Annotated in this window: 22 protein-coding genes; 14 read left to right on the top strand and 8 right to left on the bottom strand. The window is 53.5% G+C overall.

The genetic code is table 11. From position 1 onward, the window contains the following. Nucleotides 1-2 precede the first annotated feature (2 nt). The 3 genes from Hhyl6_RS21900 to Hhyl6_RS21890 all read right to left on the bottom strand — a co-directional run bounded on the left by Hhyl6_RS21900 (nt 3) and on the right by Hhyl6_RS21890 (nt 3,592). Complete coding sequence (locus tag Hhyl6_RS21900; protein ID WP_483741366.1) at nt 3-1,490, bottom strand: hypothetical protein; 1,488 nt, start codon at nt 1,488-1,490, stop codon at nt 3-5. Next, entirely contained in the window at nt 1,487-2,389 is a 903-nt protein-coding gene (locus tag Hhyl6_RS21895; RefSeq protein WP_483741365.1) for a DUF7504 family protein, read from the bottom strand. The genes Hhyl6_RS21900 and Hhyl6_RS21895 overlap by 4 nt, the downstream gene beginning before the upstream one ends. 180 nt (nt 2,390-2,569) lie before the next feature. Then, the gene (locus tag Hhyl6_RS21890) at nt 2,570-3,592 is read right to left on the bottom strand and encodes a DUF5305 domain-containing protein (RefSeq protein WP_483741364.1); all 1,023 of its coding nucleotides are present in this window, start codon (nt 3,590-3,592) and stop codon (nt 2,570-2,572) included. A 445-nt stretch (nt 3,593-4,037) separates the two neighbouring features. Here Hhyl6_RS21890 and Hhyl6_RS21885 point away from each other — a divergent pair, with 445 nt between their 5' ends. The 3 genes from Hhyl6_RS21885 to rdfA all read left to right on the top strand — a co-directional run bounded on the left by Hhyl6_RS21885 (nt 4,038) and on the right by rdfA (nt 7,337). Beyond that, nucleotides 4,038-6,005 (top strand): vWA domain-containing protein, encoded by a 1,968-nt coding sequence (locus tag Hhyl6_RS21885; RefSeq protein ID WP_483741363.1) that lies wholly within the window; start codon nt 4,038-4,040, stop codon nt 6,003-6,005. A gap of 105 nt (nt 6,006-6,110) precedes the next feature. Beyond that, nucleotides 6,111-6,650, top strand: coding sequence for a response regulator (locus Hhyl6_RS21880; protein ID WP_483741362.1), 540 nt, complete (start codon nt 6,111-6,113; stop codon nt 6,648-6,650). A 69-nt stretch (nt 6,651-6,719) separates the two neighbouring features. Beyond that, a complete protein-coding gene (rdfA, locus tag Hhyl6_RS21875; RefSeq protein WP_483741361.1) occupies nt 6,720-7,337 on the top strand; it encodes a rod-determining factor RdfA in 618 nt (205 codons plus the stop codon). Between the two features lie 37 nt (nt 7,338-7,374). On the opposite strand, the gene Hhyl6_RS21870 is transcribed toward rdfA, so the two are convergent. Continuing rightward, nucleotides 7,375-9,351: an archaea-specific SMC-related protein gene (locus tag Hhyl6_RS21870; RefSeq protein ID WP_483741360.1), complete on the bottom strand. Its 1,977-nt coding sequence runs from the start codon at nt 9,349-9,351 to the stop codon at nt 7,375-7,377. 2,006 nt (nt 9,352-11,357) lie between these two features. Here Hhyl6_RS21870 and Hhyl6_RS21865 point away from each other — a divergent pair. The 4 genes from Hhyl6_RS21865 (at nt 11,358) to Hhyl6_RS21850 (ending at nt 13,773) form a co-directional block, all read left to right on the top strand. Continuing rightward, entirely contained in the window at nt 11,358-11,483 is a 126-nt protein-coding gene (locus Hhyl6_RS21865; protein ID WP_483741467.1) for a DUF8069 family protein, read from the top strand. Nucleotides 11,484-11,555: 72 nt separating this feature from the next. After that, the gene (locus Hhyl6_RS21860; RefSeq protein ID WP_483741359.1) at nt 11,556-12,512 is read left to right on the top strand and encodes a M78 family metallopeptidase domain-containing protein; all 957 of its coding nucleotides are present in this window, start codon (nt 11,556-11,558) and stop codon (nt 12,510-12,512) included. Nucleotides 12,513-12,641: 129 nt separating this feature from the next. After that, nucleotides 12,642-13,580, top strand: coding sequence for a DUF6610 family protein (locus tag Hhyl6_RS21855; protein ID WP_483741358.1), 939 nt, complete (start codon nt 12,642-12,644; stop codon nt 13,578-13,580). 52 nt (nt 13,581-13,632) lie between these two features. After that, nucleotides 13,633-13,773: a hypothetical protein gene (locus Hhyl6_RS21850; protein WP_483741357.1), complete on the top strand. Its 141-nt coding sequence runs from the start codon at nt 13,633-13,635 to the stop codon at nt 13,771-13,773. Nucleotides 13,774-14,005: 232 nt separating this feature from the next. Here the strand turns inward: Hhyl6_RS21850 and Hhyl6_RS21845 are convergent, their stop codons facing one another. Continuing rightward, nucleotides 14,006-14,194, bottom strand: a complete 189-nt coding sequence (locus Hhyl6_RS21845) for a hypothetical protein (RefSeq protein WP_483741356.1) — start codon at nt 14,192-14,194, stop codon at nt 14,006-14,008. 626 nt (nt 14,195-14,820) lie between these two features. Between Hhyl6_RS21845 and Hhyl6_RS21840 the strand changes: the two genes are divergently transcribed. Both Hhyl6_RS21840 and Hhyl6_RS21835 read left to right on the top strand, forming a co-directional pair. Further along, entirely contained in the window at nt 14,821-15,126 is a 306-nt protein-coding gene (locus Hhyl6_RS21840; RefSeq protein ID WP_483741355.1) for a hypothetical protein, read from the top strand. Beyond that, nucleotides 15,123-15,365, top strand: a complete 243-nt coding sequence (locus Hhyl6_RS21835) for a DUF8129 domain-containing protein (protein WP_483741354.1) — start codon at nt 15,123-15,125, stop codon at nt 15,363-15,365. Before Hhyl6_RS21840 ends, Hhyl6_RS21835 begins: the two co-directional genes overlap by 4 nt. Nucleotides 15,366-16,166: 801 nt before the next feature. Here Hhyl6_RS21835 and Hhyl6_RS21830 read toward each other — a convergent pair. Then, complete coding sequence (locus Hhyl6_RS21830; protein WP_483741353.1) at nt 16,167-16,289, bottom strand: hypothetical protein; 123 nt, start codon at nt 16,287-16,289, stop codon at nt 16,167-16,169. Nucleotides 16,290-16,641: 352 nt separating this feature from the next. Between Hhyl6_RS21830 and Hhyl6_RS21825 the strand changes: the two genes are divergently transcribed. Together Hhyl6_RS21825 and Hhyl6_RS21820 are read left to right on the top strand one after the other, a co-directional pair. Further along, nucleotides 16,642-17,313 carry an SWIM zinc finger family protein gene (locus tag Hhyl6_RS21825; RefSeq protein ID WP_483741352.1) on the top strand — a complete coding sequence of 224 codons (672 nt, stop codon included), beginning with the start codon at nt 16,642-16,644 and terminating at the stop codon, nt 17,311-17,313. A gap of 53 nt (nt 17,314-17,366) precedes the next feature. Next, a complete protein-coding gene (locus Hhyl6_RS21820; protein WP_483741351.1) occupies nt 17,367-18,014 on the top strand; it encodes a transcription initiation factor IIB in 648 nt (215 codons plus the stop codon). Here the strand turns inward: Hhyl6_RS21820 and Hhyl6_RS21815 are convergent. Beyond that, nucleotides 18,011-19,288 carry an RNA-guided endonuclease InsQ/TnpB family protein gene (locus Hhyl6_RS21815; protein ID WP_483741350.1) on the bottom strand — a complete coding sequence of 426 codons (1,278 nt, stop codon included), beginning with the start codon at nt 19,286-19,288 and terminating at the stop codon, nt 18,011-18,013. The two genes, Hhyl6_RS21820 and Hhyl6_RS21815, sit on opposite strands and share 4 nt — an antisense overlap. A 169-nt stretch (nt 19,289-19,457) precedes the next feature. Here Hhyl6_RS21815 and Hhyl6_RS21810 point away from each other — a divergent pair, with 169 nt between their 5' ends. Both Hhyl6_RS21810 and Hhyl6_RS21805 read left to right on the top strand, forming a co-directional pair. Continuing rightward, the gene (locus tag Hhyl6_RS21810; RefSeq protein WP_483741349.1) at nt 19,458-19,736 is read left to right on the top strand and encodes a hypothetical protein; all 279 of its coding nucleotides are present in this window, start codon (nt 19,458-19,460) and stop codon (nt 19,734-19,736) included. 162 nt (nt 19,737-19,898) lie between these two features. After that, nucleotides 19,899-21,209, top strand: a complete 1,311-nt coding sequence (locus Hhyl6_RS21805) for an MFS transporter (RefSeq protein ID WP_483741348.1) — start codon at nt 19,899-19,901, stop codon at nt 21,207-21,209. A gap of 84 nt (nt 21,210-21,293) precedes the next feature. On the opposite strand, the gene Hhyl6_RS21800 is transcribed toward Hhyl6_RS21805, so the two are convergent. After that, nucleotides 21,294-21,860 (bottom strand): sugar O-acetyltransferase, encoded by a 567-nt coding sequence (locus Hhyl6_RS21800; RefSeq protein WP_483741466.1) that lies wholly within the window; start codon nt 21,858-21,860, stop codon nt 21,294-21,296. A gap of 215 nt (nt 21,861-22,075) precedes the next feature. Between Hhyl6_RS21800 and Hhyl6_RS21795 the strand changes: the two genes are divergently transcribed. Continuing rightward, on the top strand, nt 22,076-22,978 hold the full coding sequence (locus Hhyl6_RS21795; protein ID WP_483741347.1) for a hypothetical protein: 903 nt from the start codon (nt 22,076-22,078) through the stop codon (nt 22,976-22,978). The last annotated feature ends 14 nt before the right edge of the window (nt 22,979-22,992 follow it).

Here is a 22,992-nt window from a genome sequence, read left to right as displayed (position 1 = left end):
TACTAATTCTGGATGTGGCCACGAGTGGGCGTCCCCTCAATCGTTGCTGTCTCTGGGACATATACAAGTGAATTATCACGGCTGTGGACCGCCAGATCATTAACAACGAGTGTCCCTCCTGGACGTTCGAGGCTGGCCATGAGTTCTCCATTACGAGTCGTCAACGATGCCCCAGAGAGAATTATGCGGGTTCTCGAGCGGAGAGTGACGTCAACGTTCGTTTCGATTGTTGCACCGCTCGCATCAAGAACATCGGGTGAGGCGACCCTGATCTTGCCATTCTTCGACTTTACAATTGCGTCGGTCAGAACAATCTCTCCAGCCCGAGACCGTAGTGTTATCTCAGTGTTTGTACGAAACTCAGTCTTCGCAGCATCAATCCTTTGTCCGAAAATCCCAATATCACCATTCTTCGATTCAATTCTCGCCCCACTCAGATCCAGTTCGCCATCGTCGGCGGTGACTGTGATTTCGGTATTTGAAGTGAACTGACTGTTCTGAACATCGATAGTGGGACCAGATAGTCCAAGGTGTCCGTTTTTTGCATCAAATTCTGATGCAGCAAAAGAAACCGGACCAGTTTCAGATGCAAGCGTGATTGCTCGATTGGACTCAAACGTCGTCTGTGAGCCAATGATGGATTGGCCAGTGATATCAACAGGGCCATTTCTGGCACTCACAGTCGAGTCAACTAGTGCGATATCGCCACCACTGGTCTCGATAGAGACCCCTCTATTGCTTTGTAACGACGCCTCCCGAACGGTTACGGATTTAGCCTCAATATCGATCGGCTGCCTAGTTGAGAGTTGTTCCCCGTCTGCATCAATTACCAACGGGACATCAGAATCATCAAATCCCAGAACTTCAGATTCTGTGTACGTCGCTTCACCGTCGTCGTAATTGCCGTCACCATCCGTGTCGGCATATGCGACACCGGACGACGGCTCCTGATGCCCTCCACCCGGACGTCCGCCACCTGGTGGACCACTGTCCGGACTCCCGGGACAACTGTACTCAAATTGCGCTTCGAGTTCTGCATTCGTGATAGACGTGTCGTTCGCAGAAGCCTCTGATATCAGAATGGTCAGCGTTGCTGTGCCGGACTGTCCATTTGCTCCTGCACAGCGAGCGAATAATCGCTCCTGTCCACCACGCATGACGGTAGTTGTGTCTGACTCGGAAAATAGCTCAACCGCATTCGTACTAACTGCGGCTTCATACGACACCGTAACAGCTGATTCAATGTTGTTTACAAGTGCGGCGATAGCTGTTCCAGCACCATTTCCTCGCCCGTTTCCGTTGCCACCTGGCCGTGTCACCGGTGTCCCCGTACCAACCAGTGCGAGAAGAGCATTCTCGTCACTCTCGGCAACATCTACATCGATTGGCCGATCCCCTGCGATAGTGCTGAAACTAGCAGTCGGAACAGCACTGACTGTGAGACCGGCAATGATCAGGAGAAGTCCAAGGTACCATAGCGAGCGAGTCATTGATCCACGGTCATTGACCCTGACTCATCAAAATGCAAGACAGTATCAAACAACGGCTCAAATGTCCCCATTATGTTGTCTTCGTGTTGCGTCGGATCAATATGATAGTGGGCACGCACATCAGCAGATTTTAGCTGATTGCAAAGTACGTGAAGAAATCGGAATATCCGTTCGGTCTCACTCGTAACATCCAGAAGGGCTGAAAGAGAGTGAAAGCAAATCCCCATCTCCCCCGAGGACTCGGCCCAGTCATTGATAATTTTGCTCGTCAAGATCCCAATTCGCCGCAAGTCAGTAGCCTCTGTTACGCTATGAACTGTGACTGACTCCTCGTGTTCAATGGAATCTGCGGTTCCGTTGTACATCTGGACGTCAATAATCGCAGTCTCATTAACTCTCCCGGGTATATAATTTCGAGTATATGATAGATGTTCAGTGGGAGACTGGTCAAACAGAATAAACAGCAATTCAGCGGAGTCCTGGTTCTGCGGGACTAATAGCCGTGAACAAAGGCTTTGTTCCGCTGCACAATCCTTTGGCCCTTTAATGAGGATATTCGAAGATCCGCTGATAAGGTTTAGGAGCGCTTCAGTCTCTGGATCTGTAGTAATGTCTCCCGCTTCTGTATTTGTCTGATCAACCAGATCCCATTCCGTATGCTGAGTGTCGATACCACTAATCTCATCATTTGAGGGTCTTGAGCCGGCTTCCTTTGTCGTCTCTGGTTGTTCTTGCATCGACTCTGCAAGGTCTGAGAGGGAATCTGGCTTCGATTGTCCAGAGCTTCCGATAGAAGACTTGTTTCTAATTTTTTCTGCTAGTTCAGAAAGTGACGACGTTCCTGAGTCCTCATCGGATGCGTCAGATGAGGGCGACTCGTCTCTCCCATCCCCAACCATACCCGATTATTCAATATCTTCATATAAAGTATTGTCCATATTGATGGGTCCTTAATTCCATAGTGTTAATGTCGGTTCAAAGTCGCGGTAACAAAGTTTGGACAATCATATCCCAGTAAGTGTGACACCCCTCTACAGGCGGGGCAGGCCGAGTGCCGCGGGGCTTGATCCCAAAACGGTTCACAAGTCAAGCCAGATATCCGTATCGTCCACATTCTCGGCATAATAATAGATCTCCTCACCATCAATGACTGCGTAGGCATCTAGGTCTGGATCAAAGATAACGCGCCGACTCGAATCAATGGCGACGTCGACAAGATCATCTAAAGTCAGGATTGAAATATACTGTTTATCTGACTCAGTCGGGAACTCTCCCTTTGAGATCCATTCTTGATGGCTGTCGTGGACGATATTGACCCGAAGTGATTCTGGTTCTACCGTACGCGATAGCCTTACAACAACTGCGCTGAGAGCAAACAAAATAAGTCCCAGTGCGCCGGTTCCCCCATACTCAAGCAGTGTTGGTGATCGTTGAACAGTGTTGGTAATCGTCGTGGAGCGTGTCTGTTCGGTTTGGAGGGGTTGCTCAAGATAATACGAGTTTCCTGAGAGAATTAGTAACGTGTTATCCGTTAGAGTGCCCTGATACGACTCAGTCTTGTATGATACATTCAGTAAAAACCTAATCTGAAATTGGCCAGCGCCACCAACCTCCTCTTGTTTCTCTTGCAAACCTTGTCGGATCGACGAGACATTGAGCGTTTCTTGCGTAGAGAACGTCCCCTCAGTTACTGTGTCTTCTTGCTCGATCAAGGTCCGCCGTTGTTCGAAGAACGGGCGTCCATCTCGGAGGCCAACGATTTCAAGTGTGAGTCGATGTTTGAGTGAGGTGGGTTCTTCAGGGGGTGCCGTTGTTCGAACCGTTAACGTGAGGTCTGGTGATGCAGTGGTGAAATATGCTGACCGATTCTGTAGCTGGGTGCCCTGTTCGTATAGCGTTGAATTTCGTGTTACAATCGCACTTGTTTCGACGCTTGTCTCAAATGTTTCCTGGTCAGCTTGATCAGTGACTGTTTCTGTTACTGGTGTAAGAAAAATATAGCCCGAAGCCAGCAAACAGAGTATGCCTGCAATAGCGAGGATTAGACTCAGAACGCGAGCTTGTTCCGATATGAATAGCTTGGCACGATCTTCAAATGCCATAATTGAACCACTTCAAGAGATTAGATACCGATATACTGGAATCTAATTAGCGTCAGAGGATCCAGCAATATGAACGTTTGGTTGGCCAGCGTGCTGGGCTCATTATCTATTGCGAATTCTATTGTATTATTTTTGCTCATATGACTTCTATTTATACTGCCGTTTTTAAATGGATATCGGAGAAATCACATTGTAGAAACGCTTTTGATACAGATTTACTAGAGCGTGTAGTCAAAGTCAAGAATTTTTATTTCATTCTGTTAGCTGAATATCCTTGAATGGATCTCGAGTACACCTTAATTGTCTCTGATTTTTCAACCAAATGGACATCATTCGGAATACATAAGTGGAAACAATGCCGATTGGAATGATATGTTGGACGTAGAGATATACAAATTAGAGCTCATACAGGGGACGTGCTGATAATTTTCGAACAGGTTTGAACGTGCTCAGCCTTCCAAACTTACCAGTCGGGACCATTGCTGAAGTACAGCTTCAGCTCCAGGAATATATTGATACAGAATTTTCGGACTCATATCTCTATGTCGCAGATCCGGTGGGAACTGAGCTGAAGATCTACTGTTCAGATGAATCAGGGAATATTGACTATTCATTGGAAGTAAATGACTGGTACACGTTTCAGAACCTGATTCACTTACCTGACCACATTGACGACTACCCTACATGCCCTACGTGCGGTGAAAAACTCACGGTCCATGACCCAGTCAATGATCAGGCCCTTCAGTTAACACACGAACAAAAGGAAAAGTACCAGTTCATTGTACCAGACGTATCCAACGTAACGCAAACAGGTTCAACTAAGTGGATCACGCCGATACAGGATATTTCGGCAGAACCGATTTCGTGGACCTGCCTCAACTGCGAGGAGGTCTGGAGATTCGACCATCGACAGGACTCGACAACGACTGCAGATGAATCGGATTCGCTCATAGAACGAATCTCGTCTGCTGTTGAAGCTTCTTCCAAAGAGAATTCAGAAAAGGAAGAGACAGTCCAGACCACGCATCGTAGCAGCCATTCTTCTCGGGATCTGATCGGGACTGACAAAGCACCCCATCCAGACCAACTCGACTTCTATTCTATCACTTCCAATTACAATTTAGACTCAGCGGATCGAGACGAGTCCTGGGCTAGTACAATACATCCAGAGATACAAAAATCGATCACGACTAATCCAATTACAAACGAAGAAGAGTATTATTGCGATATCAATGTTGCCCCAGGCTATTCTACGTTAGAGGATTTCCAATCGGAAACGAATCTTGTACTGGCAATTGACGTTTCTGGGTCGATGTCGATTCCCTTTGAGAGAGGGGCAGAGGAGACCGATTATTCGGACGATCCGTTCAAATCAAAGCTTGACGCAGTCGCTGAGGCGCTCTCAGCATTGGTCCAACAACTTGGTGAGAACGATTCCGTGGGGGTGGTCCTGTTTGATACAGACGGGCAAGTACTGAGACCACTTAACCCAGTAACGCCGAATTCCGGCGACCAGATCCAGTCGGTACTCACGTCCCTCAAGCCACAGGGGAGTACCAACCTCTTGGACGGATATCGGAGGGCTCGTAGTCTGTTCCCAGATGGCAGTGCAGATACAGGCGATGATTCCGAGAATCGGATAGTGTTAATAAGTGATGCCATGCCAAGGGCTTTGGAACAGTCCATTGCCGGTCTCTGTGATAGTTACCAAAGCCACGGTATACAGACAACATTCGTCGGTCTTGGCTGCCCATATTCTGAAAGAGTTAGATCACTCTGTCACGTCCCGGGTGCGAATGTCGCATTCGTTGAGTCGCAAAATAAACTTCAAGCACTATTTGAGCAGCAAAATGGATCACTCCTCTTTCCGATAGGCTATAACTTCACTGTTCAGGAGGACTCCGCTGGGCTAGTTGAACGTACTACAGCGACATCTGATGCCCCAAAATCGGGTAGCATTGTCCATAGACAAACCGTGTTCCCACACGGCCCAACGCTCCAATCACTCGATAGTATTCTACTCCAGCTATCGAGACAGGTCAAGAATGAACCAATCAATTTCAAACTATCCTGGAGCGACCGCCTTGGCAACAAGAAACACTCAACGCACCAAATCAACTTCTCTGACCAGCCAATCGACTCGTTTGACGCTGAGTCGACGCGTATGAGAATCGCAATATACCGCTATTTCCGTATGCTGCAGTCACTGTGTCATGTCCCAACTGATAGCGAGACTTCTCCGGAAAAGGTGCCAATCCGTACCGAGGGTTCTCAATTAGGTCATTCAGAAGGCCAAAAGTTGAATGCTGTTCAGGTGATCCGCGACTATTTATTAAATGAAATAGTTAGCACAAACAATGTCGATCTCCAGCGAGAAATTGATATTCTTGATTCAATACTGGGCTATAAGTGATATTTTTTAGTAAATCAAACGAGTTGGGGGTCACAGATCCCCCCGAAAGATTATTGTAGTGAAATTTAGAATATTGAGTTAAGCGTATCAATGTGGGTATAGAGTATGGCTGATTCGGCAACGGTACTCATTGTTGAAGATGAGCATGAGCTCGCTGATCTGTATGTGAAGTTTCTCGAACCAGAGTATAATGTTCAAGTAGCGTACAACGGTAAAGAAGCAATCAATCAGCTCGATCCTCAGATCGATATTGTCCTCCTCGATCGGCGCATGCCGAGACTCTCCGGTGATGAAGTTCTCGAAGAAATCCAAGCACGTGAACTTGATTGTCGAACAGCAATGGTGACTGCGGTTGATGCTGACTTCGAGATTATCGAGATGGGATTTGATGACTATGTGGTTAAACCAGTGACCCGAGATACTCTTTGTTCACTGATTGATCATCTATTATCGCTCACAACATATGACAATGCTCTGCAAGAATACTACGAGCTAGCGTCAAAAAAAGCTGCTCTTGAAACCTCGAAGCCAAGGACTGAGCTAGAGAATAGCGAGGAATACAAGCAGCTAGTCGAGAAGCTAGAAAAAATCAAGTCTGAAGCCGATAGCCTTGCAGAACATGGCGACTTTTCGACGTTCTCCTAACTGGCGCACTCCACTCAGTCTGTGGACTGACCGTGGAACTCAAATCGATGTAGGTTCTACGTTTGCGAAATGGCATCAGAAAACGATACACCACGAAATAAGGTCGCAACGGTTATTCGAAAACGAGAGTTAGACGATCTCGTCGACGAGTTGGAACAGCGATGGACTGGAGAAGGGTTTGAGGAACATAGCACTCGTGAGTTAACGGAGTTTTTCAATCAGACACTGATCAGAGAGGCAATAGAAGCATCTGGTTCAATACCGCTTGATGGCGAAGTAGAGAACCTGTATCGTCTGCTTTCAGACGATGACGTCCGTGCCAGTAGTACGATTCAGGCACACGACCGGCTGGCAGAAGAGGGGATCGATGCTGAGGACTTGACGAGTGATTTCGTCTCTCACCAGACGATGTATCGCTTTCTTCGTGATGTACGTGAGATCGATACCTCGACTGAGCAGAAATCGACTGACGAGATTATCACCGCAACTCGACAGTCAATCATGCGCCTGAATAATCGAACAAAATCAGTTGTCAATCAAAACATTACGAAATTGAGTGATCACGATGAATTTGACGTAGGTGACTTCGATATATACGTTAACGTTCAACTGACATGCAACGATTGTGGAACAACACGTGAGATTACCCAGATCTTAGACCAGAATGGCTGTGACTGTCAGTCCTGACTGTACAACGTGTCTTAGGGCTTGACCCCGAGGCGGTTCACGCAATGCTTGCAACTCTGTTATACTCATCAGAGAGTGCTTGGGCGTCTTCCGGTAAGAGGGCGACAGCTAAATTATCTGCATATTCAGATAGGTAGTCGAGCAGCGATGCAATTCGGTCGCTATCGATCGATTCGAGCGAATCCAGAATCATGAAGGGAGTAAACTCATACACCTCATGGGCAAGGTAGCCGGCGAGGGCAAAGACCAATCCGGTGACCTCTCGCTCGCTTTCACTGAGATGGTCCACAGTATCCTCATAGGAGATCCCATCCTCCGCTTCACGGACTACATGCAGGTCGAATTGCGTTCTGGTGACACGCCGTCGTCCCTCTTTCACCTCAACCTCTCGGCGCTCAATCCAGACGCGCTCAATATTATCGTACTCCAGAATTTCGAGGACAGAGTCCATATGCTGGTTGAACTCTTCAACCGCTTGGCGCTCCAGACTGTCAACTCGCTGATTGAGTTCCTCGATTTGGGCTGTGAGTTGCTCAATCTCAGATTGTAGCGGTTCAATCTGTTCGCCCTGAGATTTGATTTCGGCTATCTCTTCCGTGATCGATTCTTTCTCGTCTTTCGCTTCCTGGAGGTCGATCTCGAGATTGTTGATTTCTTGGTGGAGGGACAGAACCTCATCCTCACGCTCTTTTCGGAGATTCTCGATCTCTGTATTCATCTCCTCAATCTTCGTCTCTAATTCAGCCTCCTCTTCTTGGAGCCGCTCAAGATTTTCTCGGCGCCGACTCAGTTGGTCATTGATGTCCGCGATCGCACTCTCGAGCTCTGCTTTTTCTTCCTGCGCGCGCTCAAGCTCCTCTTTCCGGCTGGTATACTCTTCAATTTGCTCACGTAGCGTTTCACGTTCACCGTACAGATCTTCGTGGACTCCCTGCAGCTGTTCAACCGTCTCCGCGATTTGTGATGGCGTGGTGGAGCTCCCACACGTCCAGCAGGTGATTTCGTCAGTATCACTCATGAGCTGTTCTGTTACCGACTCATCCCCTGTCTGTGCCCCCTCGTCTTGAGAAAGAATAGAAAAGGCACCGCTATCGGCTGACTCATCCTCGATAATGTCTTTATTAAACTGGATGACGTTCTGCAGCTCACTCATCATCCGCTCCTTCCGAGACACCCGATCATGGAGCGAATCGAGCTCAGATTTGACAGAGTCTAGCTCATCCGTATCGACCGAAGACAGGTCAGCAAGCTCTGTTTCGGCCTGGTCCAAATCATCTTCAAGATGCGAAATTGCCTGGTTAGCCCTGTCTATCTTTGACTGAACTGAATCAAGTTCGGATTCCGCTTGCCGGAGTTGGCTAACCTTTTCCTCAATAGCTTGTTTCTGCTCCTTATTCTCACTCACATCTGACGTATCTGCATCAAGCTCAGAGCGTTTTTCAGAAAGTGTCTCCTCGAGCTCAGAAATTTCACTGGATAGCTCGCTTTTCTGTTGCTTTAGTTTGGGCAGTTTGTTCTGTAACGACTGGACCGACTCCAGTTGGTCTTCCGTCTCACTGCGCTCGTTTTTGAGTGCGTCAATTTCTCGCTGTATTTCGTCGGTGTCGACAGGCTCCATCACAACATTTCGGAGGTCGTCGCCCTGTCGAATCGCACTTCGCGCTCGATTTCTCTCGAACAAAAACGCGAATAAATCAGCGATCTCCGCCTGCTCCTCGCTGAGCGGGCTAGCTCCCTCAAAAACGAGCGCCCCGTCCTGTTCCCGAATCGTCCGTTTGTAGTGGCTTCCATTGAGTGCTAACTCAACCTCTGCCTCTGACTTATCGCCTTTGAGTGGCACATTCTTTGACCCCTGTGCGGCTGCGAGAGCTTTGAGGAATGACGTTCGATTGGTGGCATTTGGACCTGAGAGGATGTTCACACCCGGTTCGAGTTCAACGGCTGAATGACTTATCCCCCCGACATTATTGATTTTTATACTGACATCACTGTCTTCTGCCGACTTCTGAGCCATTGTCCTCTCTTTGTAAGAGCGGATTATATAGTTATTGGCCGTTTAAGCCGTATTAGCCGATGACAAAAGCTGTATCGCCCGTCTACAATCACTCCACTTGACAATATTGCGCTACTCAGTATTCCTCATCCAACCATAGATTTCTATCTATTAATATTGTAATCTAGCTATCTGGTGAGGGTCTCTGGTGTGGATTTCAACAGTGATACTCAGAGCTGTGCTTGGAATTCCCTCGTAAACATTGATATATAATATGGATAATCGCTGAAATAGTGCCACCAGAATCGCATTACGTACCGCAGTCGGTTGGCGGTATCGGGCCCAATCGAGATGGGTCGAATAGTGAACAAAATACGTTAATACCGATCCCAGCGAACACGGTTTCAACGGACCAAAATGACGAGCGAAACAGTGTGGGTGAAGAAACGAGGACCGATAGGTGCAGGTTCGTCAATACACATCCATACAGATCCGAATTGTGAGCCATTGCAGCAAGCCAAAGGGGTGCGGAAAGTAGACAGAAAAGACCTACCTGAGGACTGGCCAAACTGCTCGATTTGTGACGGCACTGCACATAGCGGTGGCGTCTCTCCCGGTGAAAATACCCACGAACGCAGAAATCTGCTTGAGGAGTTGGACCCAGATGAAATCTGAATTCTCGGAACGTTCGTTCGACAACACTCTCTGTTAGTACGTCGACGGCAAAATTTCTCTGCCATCGGAGGTCCAATTCCTTGATATACAGACGCGTGTTGTGTTTGGCGAATCGGATCGGAAGCGTCTCCCGCACGAAGTGCAATGAACGTTCGACTGACGCAGAGAGTGGCTGTTTGAGGTGGATGTGTCAGGTCCGCACAGAAACTGGCACACTGACGGAAGCGTCGGATTCCGGAATGGGCCAGTGAGTCACAAGGGGAAGTCCAGAATCCGTACTTCATCCCTCGCTCACAGCAACACCTGCGGGTGGCAGGCAAGATGTCTGCAGAACGGACCTCGGGGGTGTTTGTGATATCGGTCTGCCCATTGCGATCAGGAAGTCCCGAGGTCCAACGCACTCTCACGGGGCGAGCGCAAAAAGCACTTGCATTATCAGGGGGTAGTAGCTGCCGACGACGCGGTGGTCCGGCCGGATCCTCCCCGACGTCGGCAAGGTCGTTGTGCTGACCGCTCTCGACAGCTTCCCCACTTGCTCGTCTGACGGTCGCCGCGGTCGGAGACGACGTCGACAGCATCTTGCCCGCGGCCCTGGTTGTCGAGACGAGCGAGCAGGGCACCTACGCCCGTCGTGAACCACGATAGTGGGGCTTGTCCGTGGATGGCCGGCAGCGTCGCCGTGAGTTGTCCACTGCCGTCCAGCGAGTCAGAAATTCAGGATTGGATGCCGCCAGGAGGTCAAGAGAGATGAGCTGTCTCTTCGCCCTCCTTGTATCTCTCGAAAACGGAGGTATGTCCTACGGTTTTCTTGCTGTCGGCTGTCCTCCTACCGACTCCAAAGCGACCTAAAAAATAGCTATATGATATAGCTATACAGTATAGCCCATTAGATAGTGGTTCCGAGAGAAATCCCATGACGACAATCGGAGGAGAAAGGTAGTGACAACAGTGCTCTCTCAATTCTAGGATGGTGAGAACGGGAGTCCACCGACAAGCTCCGCCGTGAACGGCGGAGAAGGTGACTCGTTACTACGCCGTGTCTGTTCGAGGACGGCATCCCACCGAATCCGTAGCACTCCGTACTACACAGGTGATGGTCGTATCTGCTGCCCAAATAGATCCTTTCGACAATACTACTACTCAGAGTTGGGGCAGAATATACCCATATTACCATATATAGAGTTAGATATCGACATATATAACCTAAATAGCCTCTTATAGTGTAATAATTTACAAGATGTAGATAAGGTCGGTAAATATATCTATGAGATAGCGATGTCCTACACGCGGTAAGGTCGGCGCGCCCCTCGAATTCACACGACCTCGTCGAAAATCTCCATGCCGAGGGCGTCATCGACGTCGTTCCAGCCGAGCAGGTGCTCGTCCATTCTCCGTCGGAACGAGCCGTTGGATCGGACAAAGCACTTGCGTACTTCCACACGGACTGGCAGGCCACGACGGCCGACGACGGCGAGTAGCACCCACAGACGGATTTTGTGCACCCCCTGAGAGGTGCGGGGCGTGCCTGAGAGCATGTCCCGGACACAACGATGTCGACGATCCAAACTGACCTTCCCGAGACGGCGTCCAGCCAGCAGACTACCTGCACGTTCGACGAGTCTGACACGCGTGCCGACGACATGCGAGACCAGTTTGATGCATGGGTCGCAGACCTCGCCGAGTTGACCGACGACGCACAAGCCAGCGAGCAGTTCCAGCAGTGGCTCGACGTCCAGAGCAAGTTCCACGATTACTCGGCCCGGAACACGCTGCTCATCCAGTTGCAATGTCCCGACGTGACCAAAGTCGCCGGATACAACACTTGGCAGGAGGAGTTCGACCGGCAGGTCCAGCAAGGCGAGGATGCGATCTGGATCTGGGCACCCATCATCACGAACAAGTGCCCGGAGTGTGGGAACTCGCCCTCGTACCACGCAAATACCGAGTGTGAGTATGACGAGACAAAACCAGACGACTGGTCGCGAGGTCTCGTGGGATTCCGACCGACGGCGGTGTTCAATGTCTCGCAAACTGAGGGAGAGCCGTTACCTGACCTCGAGACCGAGGCCCATGGCGAGGCAGATGGCCTCGTTGAGCACCTGTTGGCAGCCACTGACGACCTCGGCGTCGACGCAACCATCGTCGCCCCCGAGGAGTGGACGCACGGATCGGCACGCGGGGTGTGCGAGCGCCGGAGTGTGACGACGACCAATCCGGTCGTGGAGGTGGTCGACCGGGACAATCGTGCGGACCTCGCGAGAACCCTCATCCACGAGTTCGCCCACGCGCTGTTGCACTTCGAGCCCGACCCTGACGAGGAGACATCCTGTCTCGAAGTCGAGGCCGAAGCAGTCGCCTATATCGTGAGCCGACACTTCGGGTTGGAGCCGGACAACTCGGCGTTCTACTTGGCCGCGTGGGACGACGACGCCCCGGAGACGCTGCATGACCGGCTGGACCGAATTTCGGCGACGGCGGCCGCCCTCATCGACGCGGTCGAGCGCTAACCAACAGATGGCGATTACGCCGGGAAGTGTTGGTTAGCACTATCCCAATCCTTCGTCGCAGGAGTCGCGAAGCGGATTTTGTGGCGCGCTGGCCAGCTGGGCGCACCCAGCAGGGTCGCCCGGGTTACAATGGCCACAGACGCACGCTATTCCTGGTCAGCGACAGCTATCGACGACGCACAGCAAGCCAAGTACGTGGGGTTCCTCCATCGCGAACCGTTCGTCATCGACGCGCACAGGCTGGGATTCACGGTCGGCGTTCGCGAGGACTACACCTACCAGTCCTCGCTACGAAACGTCGACGTCCCGATCGAAATTTTAGATAATGACTTTCGGAATCCGGATCTGGACCGCTACATTAAGCGCTTCGCGCACTATGAACCGTCGGTAGGAATCTTGGGCGATGCGTACGACCGTGAGGAAGCTCGGCGATACAACCAGGCAGCGAGAGAGTTACAAGCGACGTTCCCCGAGACGGAGCTCATCGTCGTCCCGAAGTGTCGCGAGGCGATTCCCGAGATTGACGACGACCTTATTCTGGGGTATCCGATGGGGTACTCCGATCAGACTGCTGCAGAGTACACGGAGATCGTCGACTGGCGCGGTCGCAGGGTCCACTTGTTGGGCGCGAGTCCGCCCAAACAGTACGAGGTGATTGAGGCTCTTACCCAGCCTCGTGTAACGGGCGAGCCACCGGCAGACGTCGTCGGAGTGGATTGGAACGGTATCCATCTGGCAGCTCTGAAAGGCGAATATTTCACAGCGCACGGCTACGGCGACGCGGACCACCTCTCGATTCGGTCGACGGTTCGCGAGAGTCTGGAATGGATTCGCCGCTATTGGAAATCCGTTGGTGTCTGGCCCACTGCTGAGACGGAGCAGAATCCACTTTTGGCAGCACCGACGGATCCGGTCTTCGCCGTCGACGGCGACCGGGCCTCACTGGCAGACCTCGAAGACGCGATTGTCGTCGAGTACGAGAACGGCCAGACATTCGCGTACCGATCAGAGAACGAACGGAAATGCCTCGAGTACCGGGACGGACTGACTCCAGTCGACGACGGTTGAGTGGTGGTCTACGTCCGGATTTTGTGCGCCTCTGGTGGGTGAGAGGATCAGCATGAGTACTGACCAACAGCAGGCCGTCGACGAACAGGATCAAGACCAGCAAGCTGACGACGTCGGCTCCATCGAAGCTGAGCATCGACGTGCACAGGAATCCGGCGAGGTGTTCGATGGGGAACCGAGAGGGGAGCACTGATCGGGATGACTGCCAGTGTGGGATCGCCTCAGCATATCGAAACGAGGGTTGACAGTCTGGTTGGTACACCCCTGGAACGGGAGCAGATTCGGACCACGGAGACTGGATTCCTCGCCGTCTGCAGCGATGACTGGTGTTCGTGGCAGGGACTGTTCCCTACCCGAGAGATAGCGGCACAGGCGGTCACAACCCATATCGAACGTGCTCGCCGGTTGCCTGACTACGAGTATCACTACGGGGCCCAGTATCCGTTCGTCGTCGAACTCTCGACGACAAGACAGCCCGCCTCTGTCCCGACCAAGAACTCGATCCACTCACACCGTGGCACGCAGATAGCGATGGACAACAACTCCTCCGTGCCGAGTCTGGCCGCCCATCTCTTGACGAGGTGCTTCACCGTGGGGATCTCATCGAGTGTCATGGACCGGACGACGGTATGGTTTTGTCGGTCTCGTGGACGCGCTGTTTCGGTTTGCCAGCATTCAGTATCATTTTCGTCGATCCCGACACAGAGTCTCATCAAAGTGGAACCTATCCTGAATCGTCGTATCGGTACCTGAACAACTACGTCGCTCGTGATGAGGCGACTCTCTGTGTCTCGATGCATGATCGACTCGCGTTCACAGGACGGACCGCTGCGCAGAGCGATCTTAAGCGCTGGAGCTAACCAACAATTTACCGGAAAATCACCGTCTGTTGGTTAGTCTCGGATTCCTTGGTTTTGTGCTCCTTCGATGGGTGAGAGGATGTTGCAGAACCAGTCACACCATCGTCGATTCGGTGGAGTTTGTCCTAACCAACAGCGCGAGAATGTCGCGTTACTCACGGTCGCTGTTCGCGACCAGCACTCGTCCGATGCCGATATCGAAGCGCTCGTCCTCAGTGCGCGCAGCAGTCAGACAGTCTCGACACGCCGGATGTCTTGGCGCTTCGGGCACAGTTGGATGTCGCTGTCGACGAGCAGGCCCCACTCCGACAGCAGGTTCAGACCGTGTTTGAGGCCATCTCCCGTACCATAGCGCAGTGGGAGCAAACGGGGGCAGGTGCATGAATCGAGGTGGACCCGCGACGCTGGGTGATTTCGGCGCTGGCGGCCGACAGTCGGACACGCTCATCGACTGGCAGGCAGCCGCGACGGCCGCCGCGACCGGCGAGTGGGCGTACCACGTTCATACGAGTGCTACTATCGCGTGGGAGATTCCCGGGACTGCGGCGACACTGCTGCTCAAACAGGAGGACGGTGTGTGGCGACTGCAACGCGCCGGCCGTCCCCTGGGGACGCGGCCGACACTCGAAGCCGGTATCGCGTTCGCCGAGCAGTACATGCGTCAGCATCCGGAGGGTGGGCGATGAGCGAGCACCGTGACGACGCGGTCCTTGCGGACCTCCCACCCGAGCGACTACTGTCAGGCGATCAGCTCCAGCCCATTCTGGCGGGCATCCAGTGTATGGACTCCATCGAGGTGCTGCAGACCTATCTGGCCTACGAGACAAAGCACAAAGACCGGACACAGGTGCAACACCAACTTCGCCTCCGAGCTCGCGAACTTCGTCGGGAAGAAGCCGAAGCCGCTGGTGATAGACCCAGTTGAGGTTGCTACTCTGTTCGTCGTATTTGGACATATACCCCCTGTAATCATCACTCAGCGGTGATCTCGGGTTTTATGAGAGTGTTTTTTATAACACGCTATCTGAACTCCACCGTCGTGAGCTATCTTTACGAGCGATTTCGAGAACACCAGGCTTCGAAAGCACTCTCAAAATTACTGAACAGATTTCGATGAAAATCTCCGATATAGGGGAGTGGATACCGCTGATCACCATCAGAAGCGTGCGCTAAGTAGTCGCCTGCTTCGCTGAGGTTACCTTTCGGGGTGGCTTCGAAATCCCGTTTTTTGAAGTACAGATGGTAGCAATCGTTACCGTTACGTGATCCTTCAAATTCAACGGACAGACACCAATAATCCCCGTGTTGGAAGTCGTTCCGGAGTCCCCAAAGGAACGTCCCACGCCTGACGTATTCTGGCGCAGCCTTGTTATCGCGAGCAGGTAGGAAGTACCCTTTCCCAATGTACTGGTCTAACCGTTTGTTCAAGATATCACGGATCTGCTCGTTATACGAGTATAACGATGAGACATAGTTGTGGACACGTCGATAGACTTCGTTCTCTAGGTCTGTTCTATCTGTACCCTCGTCAACGAGGATAACACCAGTAGTCGAAATATCGTCGCACATCCGCGCAAGTTCGTTAAAATTCCCGTGGACGATATAGGCAGACGAACGAGCCCGGGTAAGGTCTCGGCTAGTAACCGGGTTAGCTGGCCCATTTGAGTGACCCAGTAATTGATCGATAGTATTCGTAGAACCGGAACCCGCCATAGAAAGACGTTACCTACTCGTCTTCGGAGTCGCGTGTCATCTTCGCCGCGGCCTCACGGTCCTTCTCGAGTTGTTCTTTTGACTGGCCAGTCGTCTCAGCCAGTTCATCGACCGTGGGGATGTTCTTCAGCGCCATCTTCTCACGTTCAAATATCCCCTTCCGCCCATTATACTTTTCGCAAGAACGGATCCTGCGAGATGTTTGATTCGCCAATTTGCGATTTCACCTGAAGCGGTAGCGCGGCGTCTTCTTCCTCAAGAACCCAGAGCCACCGAGAGACCACAGCCAGCCCACACGACATCTACGACCTGCTTCGAGAGGGGTACGGCTTGACCGATGTCGAGGGCGTCGCGACCGTCGTCAACCACGACGCGCACAAGCAGCTGGCGGCCGCGTTCGAGCCCTAACCGAGCGCCGGGTCACATGCGCTTTTGTGCACCCCCAGCGGGTGCGGGGCGTTCCACAGCGAGCGCTCCGTCTACCAACCATGTCATCTAATAGCGACACACTTGGGGGACGAGCAACGACTGACGAAGCTGAGGTTGACGACCGGACAGTCGCAGCGCTGACCGACGTGATGACCGTGCTGGATTCGGTCGGTCGGGTCGCTGACGCCTCGGACCTGTACCTCGTCGTGTCGAGTTCTGGGTCGGCATACCTCGTCGACACGGTCGAGGGTCGGTGTGAGTGTCCGGACGACACGCATCGGCCGGTCGAGTGCAAGCATCGCCGACGTGTCGCGTTCGCCATCGGCGAGCGCCCCATCCCCGAGTGGGTTGACCCGGCGGATCTCGACGATCAGTTCGGATTGCACGTCGACGCCGACCCGCGTCGAGCACTCGCTGATGGCGGTATCATCCAGGCACGGTCCGACGAGAGCAAGGGTACTGGGTCGGCCAGTGGCCCGCTTGCCGTCGGGGCCGGGGACGATCCACGAACAAAGCGCGCGAAGCGAGAGGATATCGACGTCTCGTTCCTCGCGAAGCCCGGCCGGTACGAGGTGTATTCGGCGTCCGGTAGTGTCTACGAAGTCGACGTCGTCGAGAAGACGTGTAGCTGTCCAGACGACGTGGCACGGTGTAAGCACCTTCGGCGGGTCGATATCGAGATTCGAGCAGGGTTGGTTCCTCGCCCTGACGGGCGACTTCCGGATGCATAGTCGGTCGGGGTCAAGTGATTTTGTGCCTCTCTGGGGTGTGAGAGGGTTTTCTCATGGCTTCGAGCACTGTCCAGCAAGAGTCGGACGTATCGACACAGAGCTGTCCCGAATGTAGCGGAGACCTCGTTCAGAACGCGCACGAAACTCACTGTGGAGCGTGTGGCCTCGTCGTTGAGGACGACCCTGTCGATCACGGGCCCGAGTGGCGGTCGTTCGACCGCGAGGAGCGCAAGCGCACCGGCGCCCCACGGACGGTGACCCTCCACGATAGCGGACTGTCAACCGACATCGGAACCAGCGGAGCCGATGTTTCGTCCCGAAAGCGGCGTCGGCTCTCCCGACAGCGTCGACTCCACTCCCAAGCGAAATTCGAGTCCAAGCGGGAGCGTAATCTCTCGCATGGGCTGGGTGAGATTCGACGGCTGGTCGGAGCGCTAGACCAGTCCGACGCAGTCCAGCAGCAAGCCTTGACGCTGTTCAAGGAGGCCCAAGACGCAAATCTGCTCATCGGGCGGTCGATCGAAAGTGGCGCTACAGCCGCTGTGTACGCAGCCGGCCGGTGCAACACGGTCATCCGGATGGCCGACGTCGTCGACGTCGTCCGCTGCTCTTCATGCAAAGCCTGGGGGACGTACCGAACGTTCCAGCGTCAACCGCCTCGGGGCTTGACCCCGAGGCTTGTCAGTGGACTCCCGTTCTAACCGAGTAGTTCGGCAGGCGTGTAATCGCCATTCACGTTCAACGTCCCTGACTTGAGGGCCAGTTGACTGGTGGCCCATCCACCGCGAGATTTCTGCCCGCGATGGATATATCCGCAGTATCGGTTGGCGATATTCTTCGCGGCGTTGTAATCCGCGTTCACCTCATACCCACAGTCCTGACACGCGAATTGTTTGTCGTCGCGGTTGTCCTCGTGGGTAAACCCACAGTGAGAACACCGCTGACTCGTGTACGCCGGGTTCACCGTGTCCACGAACAACGGCGTGGATTCGATCTTGTACTCAACGAGTTCCACGAACTTCGCGTAGGCCCACTGCTGGAACTTCGACTCAGTAGCGATGTTCTCGCGGATGTGGTCGAGGTTCTCGAAAATGATGCCGTCAGCGTCAGCAGACTGGGCTTCCTTGATGAGGTCGTTGGCGCGATTGTGGAGCCAGTCCAGCGACCAATCACTGAACGTACTGCCGATGGACTGAATCGTGAGGTGAGCTGACCGTGTACCCGTCTGTTGCAGTTTGGCGCGGCGTTGTTCGTACTGGTCGCGCTTGTGGGTGAGGTAGTCCGCACTACCGATGAACGCTCCCGTGGAGGTGACGGCGAACGCGCCAGTCACGTTCAGGTCAACACCGAGAACCACTCCGTTCTCGGCACCATCATCATGATCAGCGTGACTGGCTTCTTGGCTTTCCACTCCGTCAACCTCGTAGTCGAGGTTCTTCAGTGTGACGTGCAGGTAGAACTCTTCATCCTGTTCGTCGTATTGGAGTGTGGCGCTGGAGGCATCCCAGTCGTCACTCTCGTAGTAGCGTCCGAACGGCGTCTCCTCTCGCTCCTCTTTGGGCGGAAGGACGTATTCGGTGGTGACTCTGCCGTTCGGAGTGGAGAGCGTGGCGTGGTCGTCGTTGAACGTCGCGCTCCGTTTGTCGTAGACGACGCTCCATGAGTCGAACTCGGGCTGACTGGTCTTTTCGCCCTGTTTCAGCTTCTCGACACCGCTCGTGACGGCTTCGATGGCGCGACGGATGCCTTTCTGGACGAGGTTGGCGGTGAGGTCAGTTTCCTCGCGTAACTCGTCGTACAGGGCGTTTTCGGCTTTGCTCTTGCTGGTGACACAGTAGTCGTCGTAGCGCCACGCCCACTCGCTCGTTCGGTTGGCGCAGTGGAGGAATTGGGTTTTGGTTTGATGGAGGTCGCCACGACGCTCTCTGGGTACATCGAGTTTGATGAGCACGGTTCGTCGTGGCGCGTCGTCCATCCGTGATTCACATTTACATCTACTGCCTAATAAAAGTTTAAATGTAAGGTGGGGGAGTCGGCCTTGCCATCGAGCGTGCTAAATTCCATCGAAGTGTCGGCTTCCTCCACGGGGTCAAGCCCCGTGGCATCCGCCTCGTACCGCCTGTGAACTCGAGATACCGATTCCGGTGCAACTCCCGGTCGACTGGGTCCCGACGGTAATCTCGGAGCTTCCACTCTCGGTGTCGCCGGCTCTTCGACAGGACGCAACTCAGATGGCGGCGACCGCCACTGACTCGGCGGCGCTGAATGGGAACCCGATCGGCATCGCTGCCGCCGCTGTCTATCTGGCTGGGATGGATACTGGCTTGCGGTTGACACAGGAGACGATCAGCGAGGCCATGGATATTTCCCCGGCCACCGTCCGGTCGTGGTATCAGCGGCTTGTAGAGTTCGTTGATGAGTGACCCGGAACGAGGGTAATCTTTCTGAATGACTACACAAAGGCAATCATCGGCTGATTGGCACAGAGCGTCTGTTCTCGTCTGTGTGGGGATAAAATTCTCTCACGTATGTGACCCATTCTGTAACCAGAGTTAAATGAGGGCACCCGTTAGAGGGGAGCCACTGTGACCGACGCAGACGACGTGACCTCATTTGTCGACCTCTTCAAGAACAAAGAGTTCGTCGCCCTCGCAAGCACCGCCTTCGCCCGCAGCCAAGCCTACTCTACCATCCTCATTGCTCTCGCTATGTACGCCGACCTCTTCCAAACTACCGGCACCGTCGAGGGCCTTTTCGGAACTGCGTTTGCCCTCACACAGTTCCTCATTGTCCTTCCGCTCGGGCGAGTCATCGACACCGGCAACTCCAAACAGTACCTGCTCGCTGGTCTCATCCTCAATATCGCTATTTTCACCGGTTTCACCTTCGTCACCGCTGTCGAACACATCATTTTCCTTCGCGCTCTCCAAGGCATCGGGGCCAGCCTGCTCTGGATAACCGGCAGCACTGTCGTCGGTGAGATCAGTCCCAACGGTAAACGCGGCCTGTGGCTCGGCAGTTACAATCAGGTGGCTGCCGTGAGCAGTCTCGCTGGCACGATCTTTGGCGGTCTCCTCCTCTATACCTACGGTTTTGAGACCACCTACGCTGTTCTCGTCGCCGTCACCACGCTCGCTACACTGTTTGTTTATCGGTATCTCCGGGACAATCCTGGGCAACAAGCGGACACCACAGACGCATCCGGCCTTGACACGCTCAAAGCACTCCTGCAACGCCCTGCCATTCGTGCGCTGGTCTCCTTTCGCTTCGGATTCAGCGTCGCGAAGATGGCAGTCATCATCTTCTTACCAATTTATGCGAAGACACAGTTTGGCATCAACCCGCTCGCTATCGGTGGCATTCTCGCTGGCGGGAAACTCACAAAATCCGTGCTCCAAGGCCGCATGGGGACCCTCATTGATGACGCGGAGCACCGCTACAAGTTCGTGTTCGCCGGTGCAGCTATCTACGCGATTGGGATTGTCTTCATCCCGTTAGCCGGGTCTGCAACGCAGTTCCTTTCTCCTGTCTCCCTGTCGGCAGTCGGGCGAACAATGGTACTCCCTCCTGCGTTTTTCGGGCTCTTCACTGCATACAGCATTCTGGGCATCGGTGACAGTGTCCGGCTGCCCGCCAGCATGACGTTGTTCGTCGAAGAGGGTGAACGACTTGACGCCGTTGCTGGCAGTTTCTCGCTTCGCTCACTCTCGTGGAAGATTGGGCAACTGACTGGGCCGGTGGCAGTCGGGGCAATTTGGGAGGCCACGTCGGCGCTGGTCGCATTTTGGGTAGCAGCGGGCTGTGCTGGCGCTGCTGCGGTGGCGTTTGTGGGCATGGCAATTCGAGCGACCAGCCGAGAACAGTCGGCTTCGACGGCTGTCCACTCCGCGGACTAAGTCCCTATCAGTAGTCGGCAACACGGTTTTTAGAACACTCGTGAGACTGTCGCATAATCTGCACACGGATGATACAGTGAGAGGCTATTCGTCTATTTCGAGTTCCTTGACCACCGTCGCGGGATTACCCTGTACGACAACATTATCGGGGACATCTTCTGTCACAACCGCTCCAGACCCAACAACAGCGTTGTCACCAACTGTTACACCGGGGTTGAGAATCGCCTGGCCGCCGATCCAGACGTTATCGCCAACCACAACAGGTTTGCCGTACTCTGGTCCTTTGATCCGTTCGTTCGCGTCGAGCGGGTGGGTCGCGGTGTAGATGTGGACGCCTGGCCCAATCTGACAGTTCTGGCCGATCTCCACTCGGCAGACATCTAAGATCACGCAGTCGAAGTTCGCATAGAAGTTCTTACCGACGTGGATGTTGTATCCGTAGTCACAGCGAAACGGTGGCTCGACGTGACACTCCTCGCCCAGTGATCCGAGTAGTTCTTCGAGTAGATCCCGCCGTTTCTCATGGTCGTCCGGTTCCGTCAGATTGTAGCACCTCGTGAGATCACGCGCATGTTCCCGTTCGGCCACGAGTTCAGGAGCGTCGGCGTCGTATAGCTCCCCGTTCAGCATCTTCTCTTTTTCACTGGCCATAGCTATAGCAGACCGATCACATCCAATACGTATGCTGGATTCCATCACAGGCAGTATGCACACCTACTGAGCGGCGTATTCCTTCAGACGATCCTGAAACGAAGCGCTACCACAGAACGGTTTGTTTCATACACCACCGCTCGGTTAGTACCATTCCACTTAGCGCCCCACTCAGTCGAACAAAATTTACTCTCCTGAGCCGTTCATCAACTTGGATGGACGACGAGGTTTTCTTCGAACAACTGCGCTCAACCTGCGCAGACGCGGTGGAGGCATACCGGACGGATTACCCAAATGCACCACCTCTGACTGACTCACTCTTGCAGGAGCTTGATGGGCCTCTCGCTAGCCAGGCCGATCTCCACGAATGCTTCGAAGACCTCACGCGATTCTACGATGATCTTCTTGGCGTCGACTCGACACCGTACCGCGAGACCTGGCGCGAGCACCTCTTCTATGACTGCTCGCGACGCGAGCGCCTCGCACTCCTCACGAGCGATTTGCCGGAATCATTGACGCTCGTGTTTATTAGTGGTCGATACTCCGCTCGGACAGGCTGGATCGGCGTGAGCCCGAGTCGGCTCCCTGAGGGGGCGGCGTACACCTATCTAGCGTCAGAATTGTGCCACGCCTATCAAGATCGGTTCGACTCTGTAACGTGGACGCACCCGTATCTTCGGGAGGGCTTTGAACAGACTGTGTCAGTCCGTGCGCAAGCCCATCTCGCTTCCGAACTAAATCACGACTCGCTGGCCCACCTTGCAGATCGATACCGTACGAAGACGCTTGTGGAGGGTGTTCTCGCCCACGGAACCCGTCGGGGCGGGATATCACCGAGAGCCGTTCGCGAACTCGGTGTTACCGGCGAGGAACTGGCCGCACTTCGACCTCACCTGTTGTGGCGACCTCTGGGATACGTTCACCCACGATATCGGTGGAGTGACGTTGCATTCCTCCCTGAATACGCCCTCTTCGGGTCAATGCTTCTCGTGAGCGAGACAGCGGATGTGTCGGCCACCTATGCCCGAGCGTTCCACGGCGACCACCCGTGGCAGTCGATCGTCGACGCAATCAGCGCATCGACACCCAGCTGGCTCTGGCGGTTCTATCGCCAATAGAACCCGTTGACATA

The organism is Haloarcula sp. H-hyl6 (genome assembly GCF_056934455.1).
Note: the sequence above shows the minus strand (reverse complement) of the source record. Positions and strands in the feature narration are given on the sequence as shown.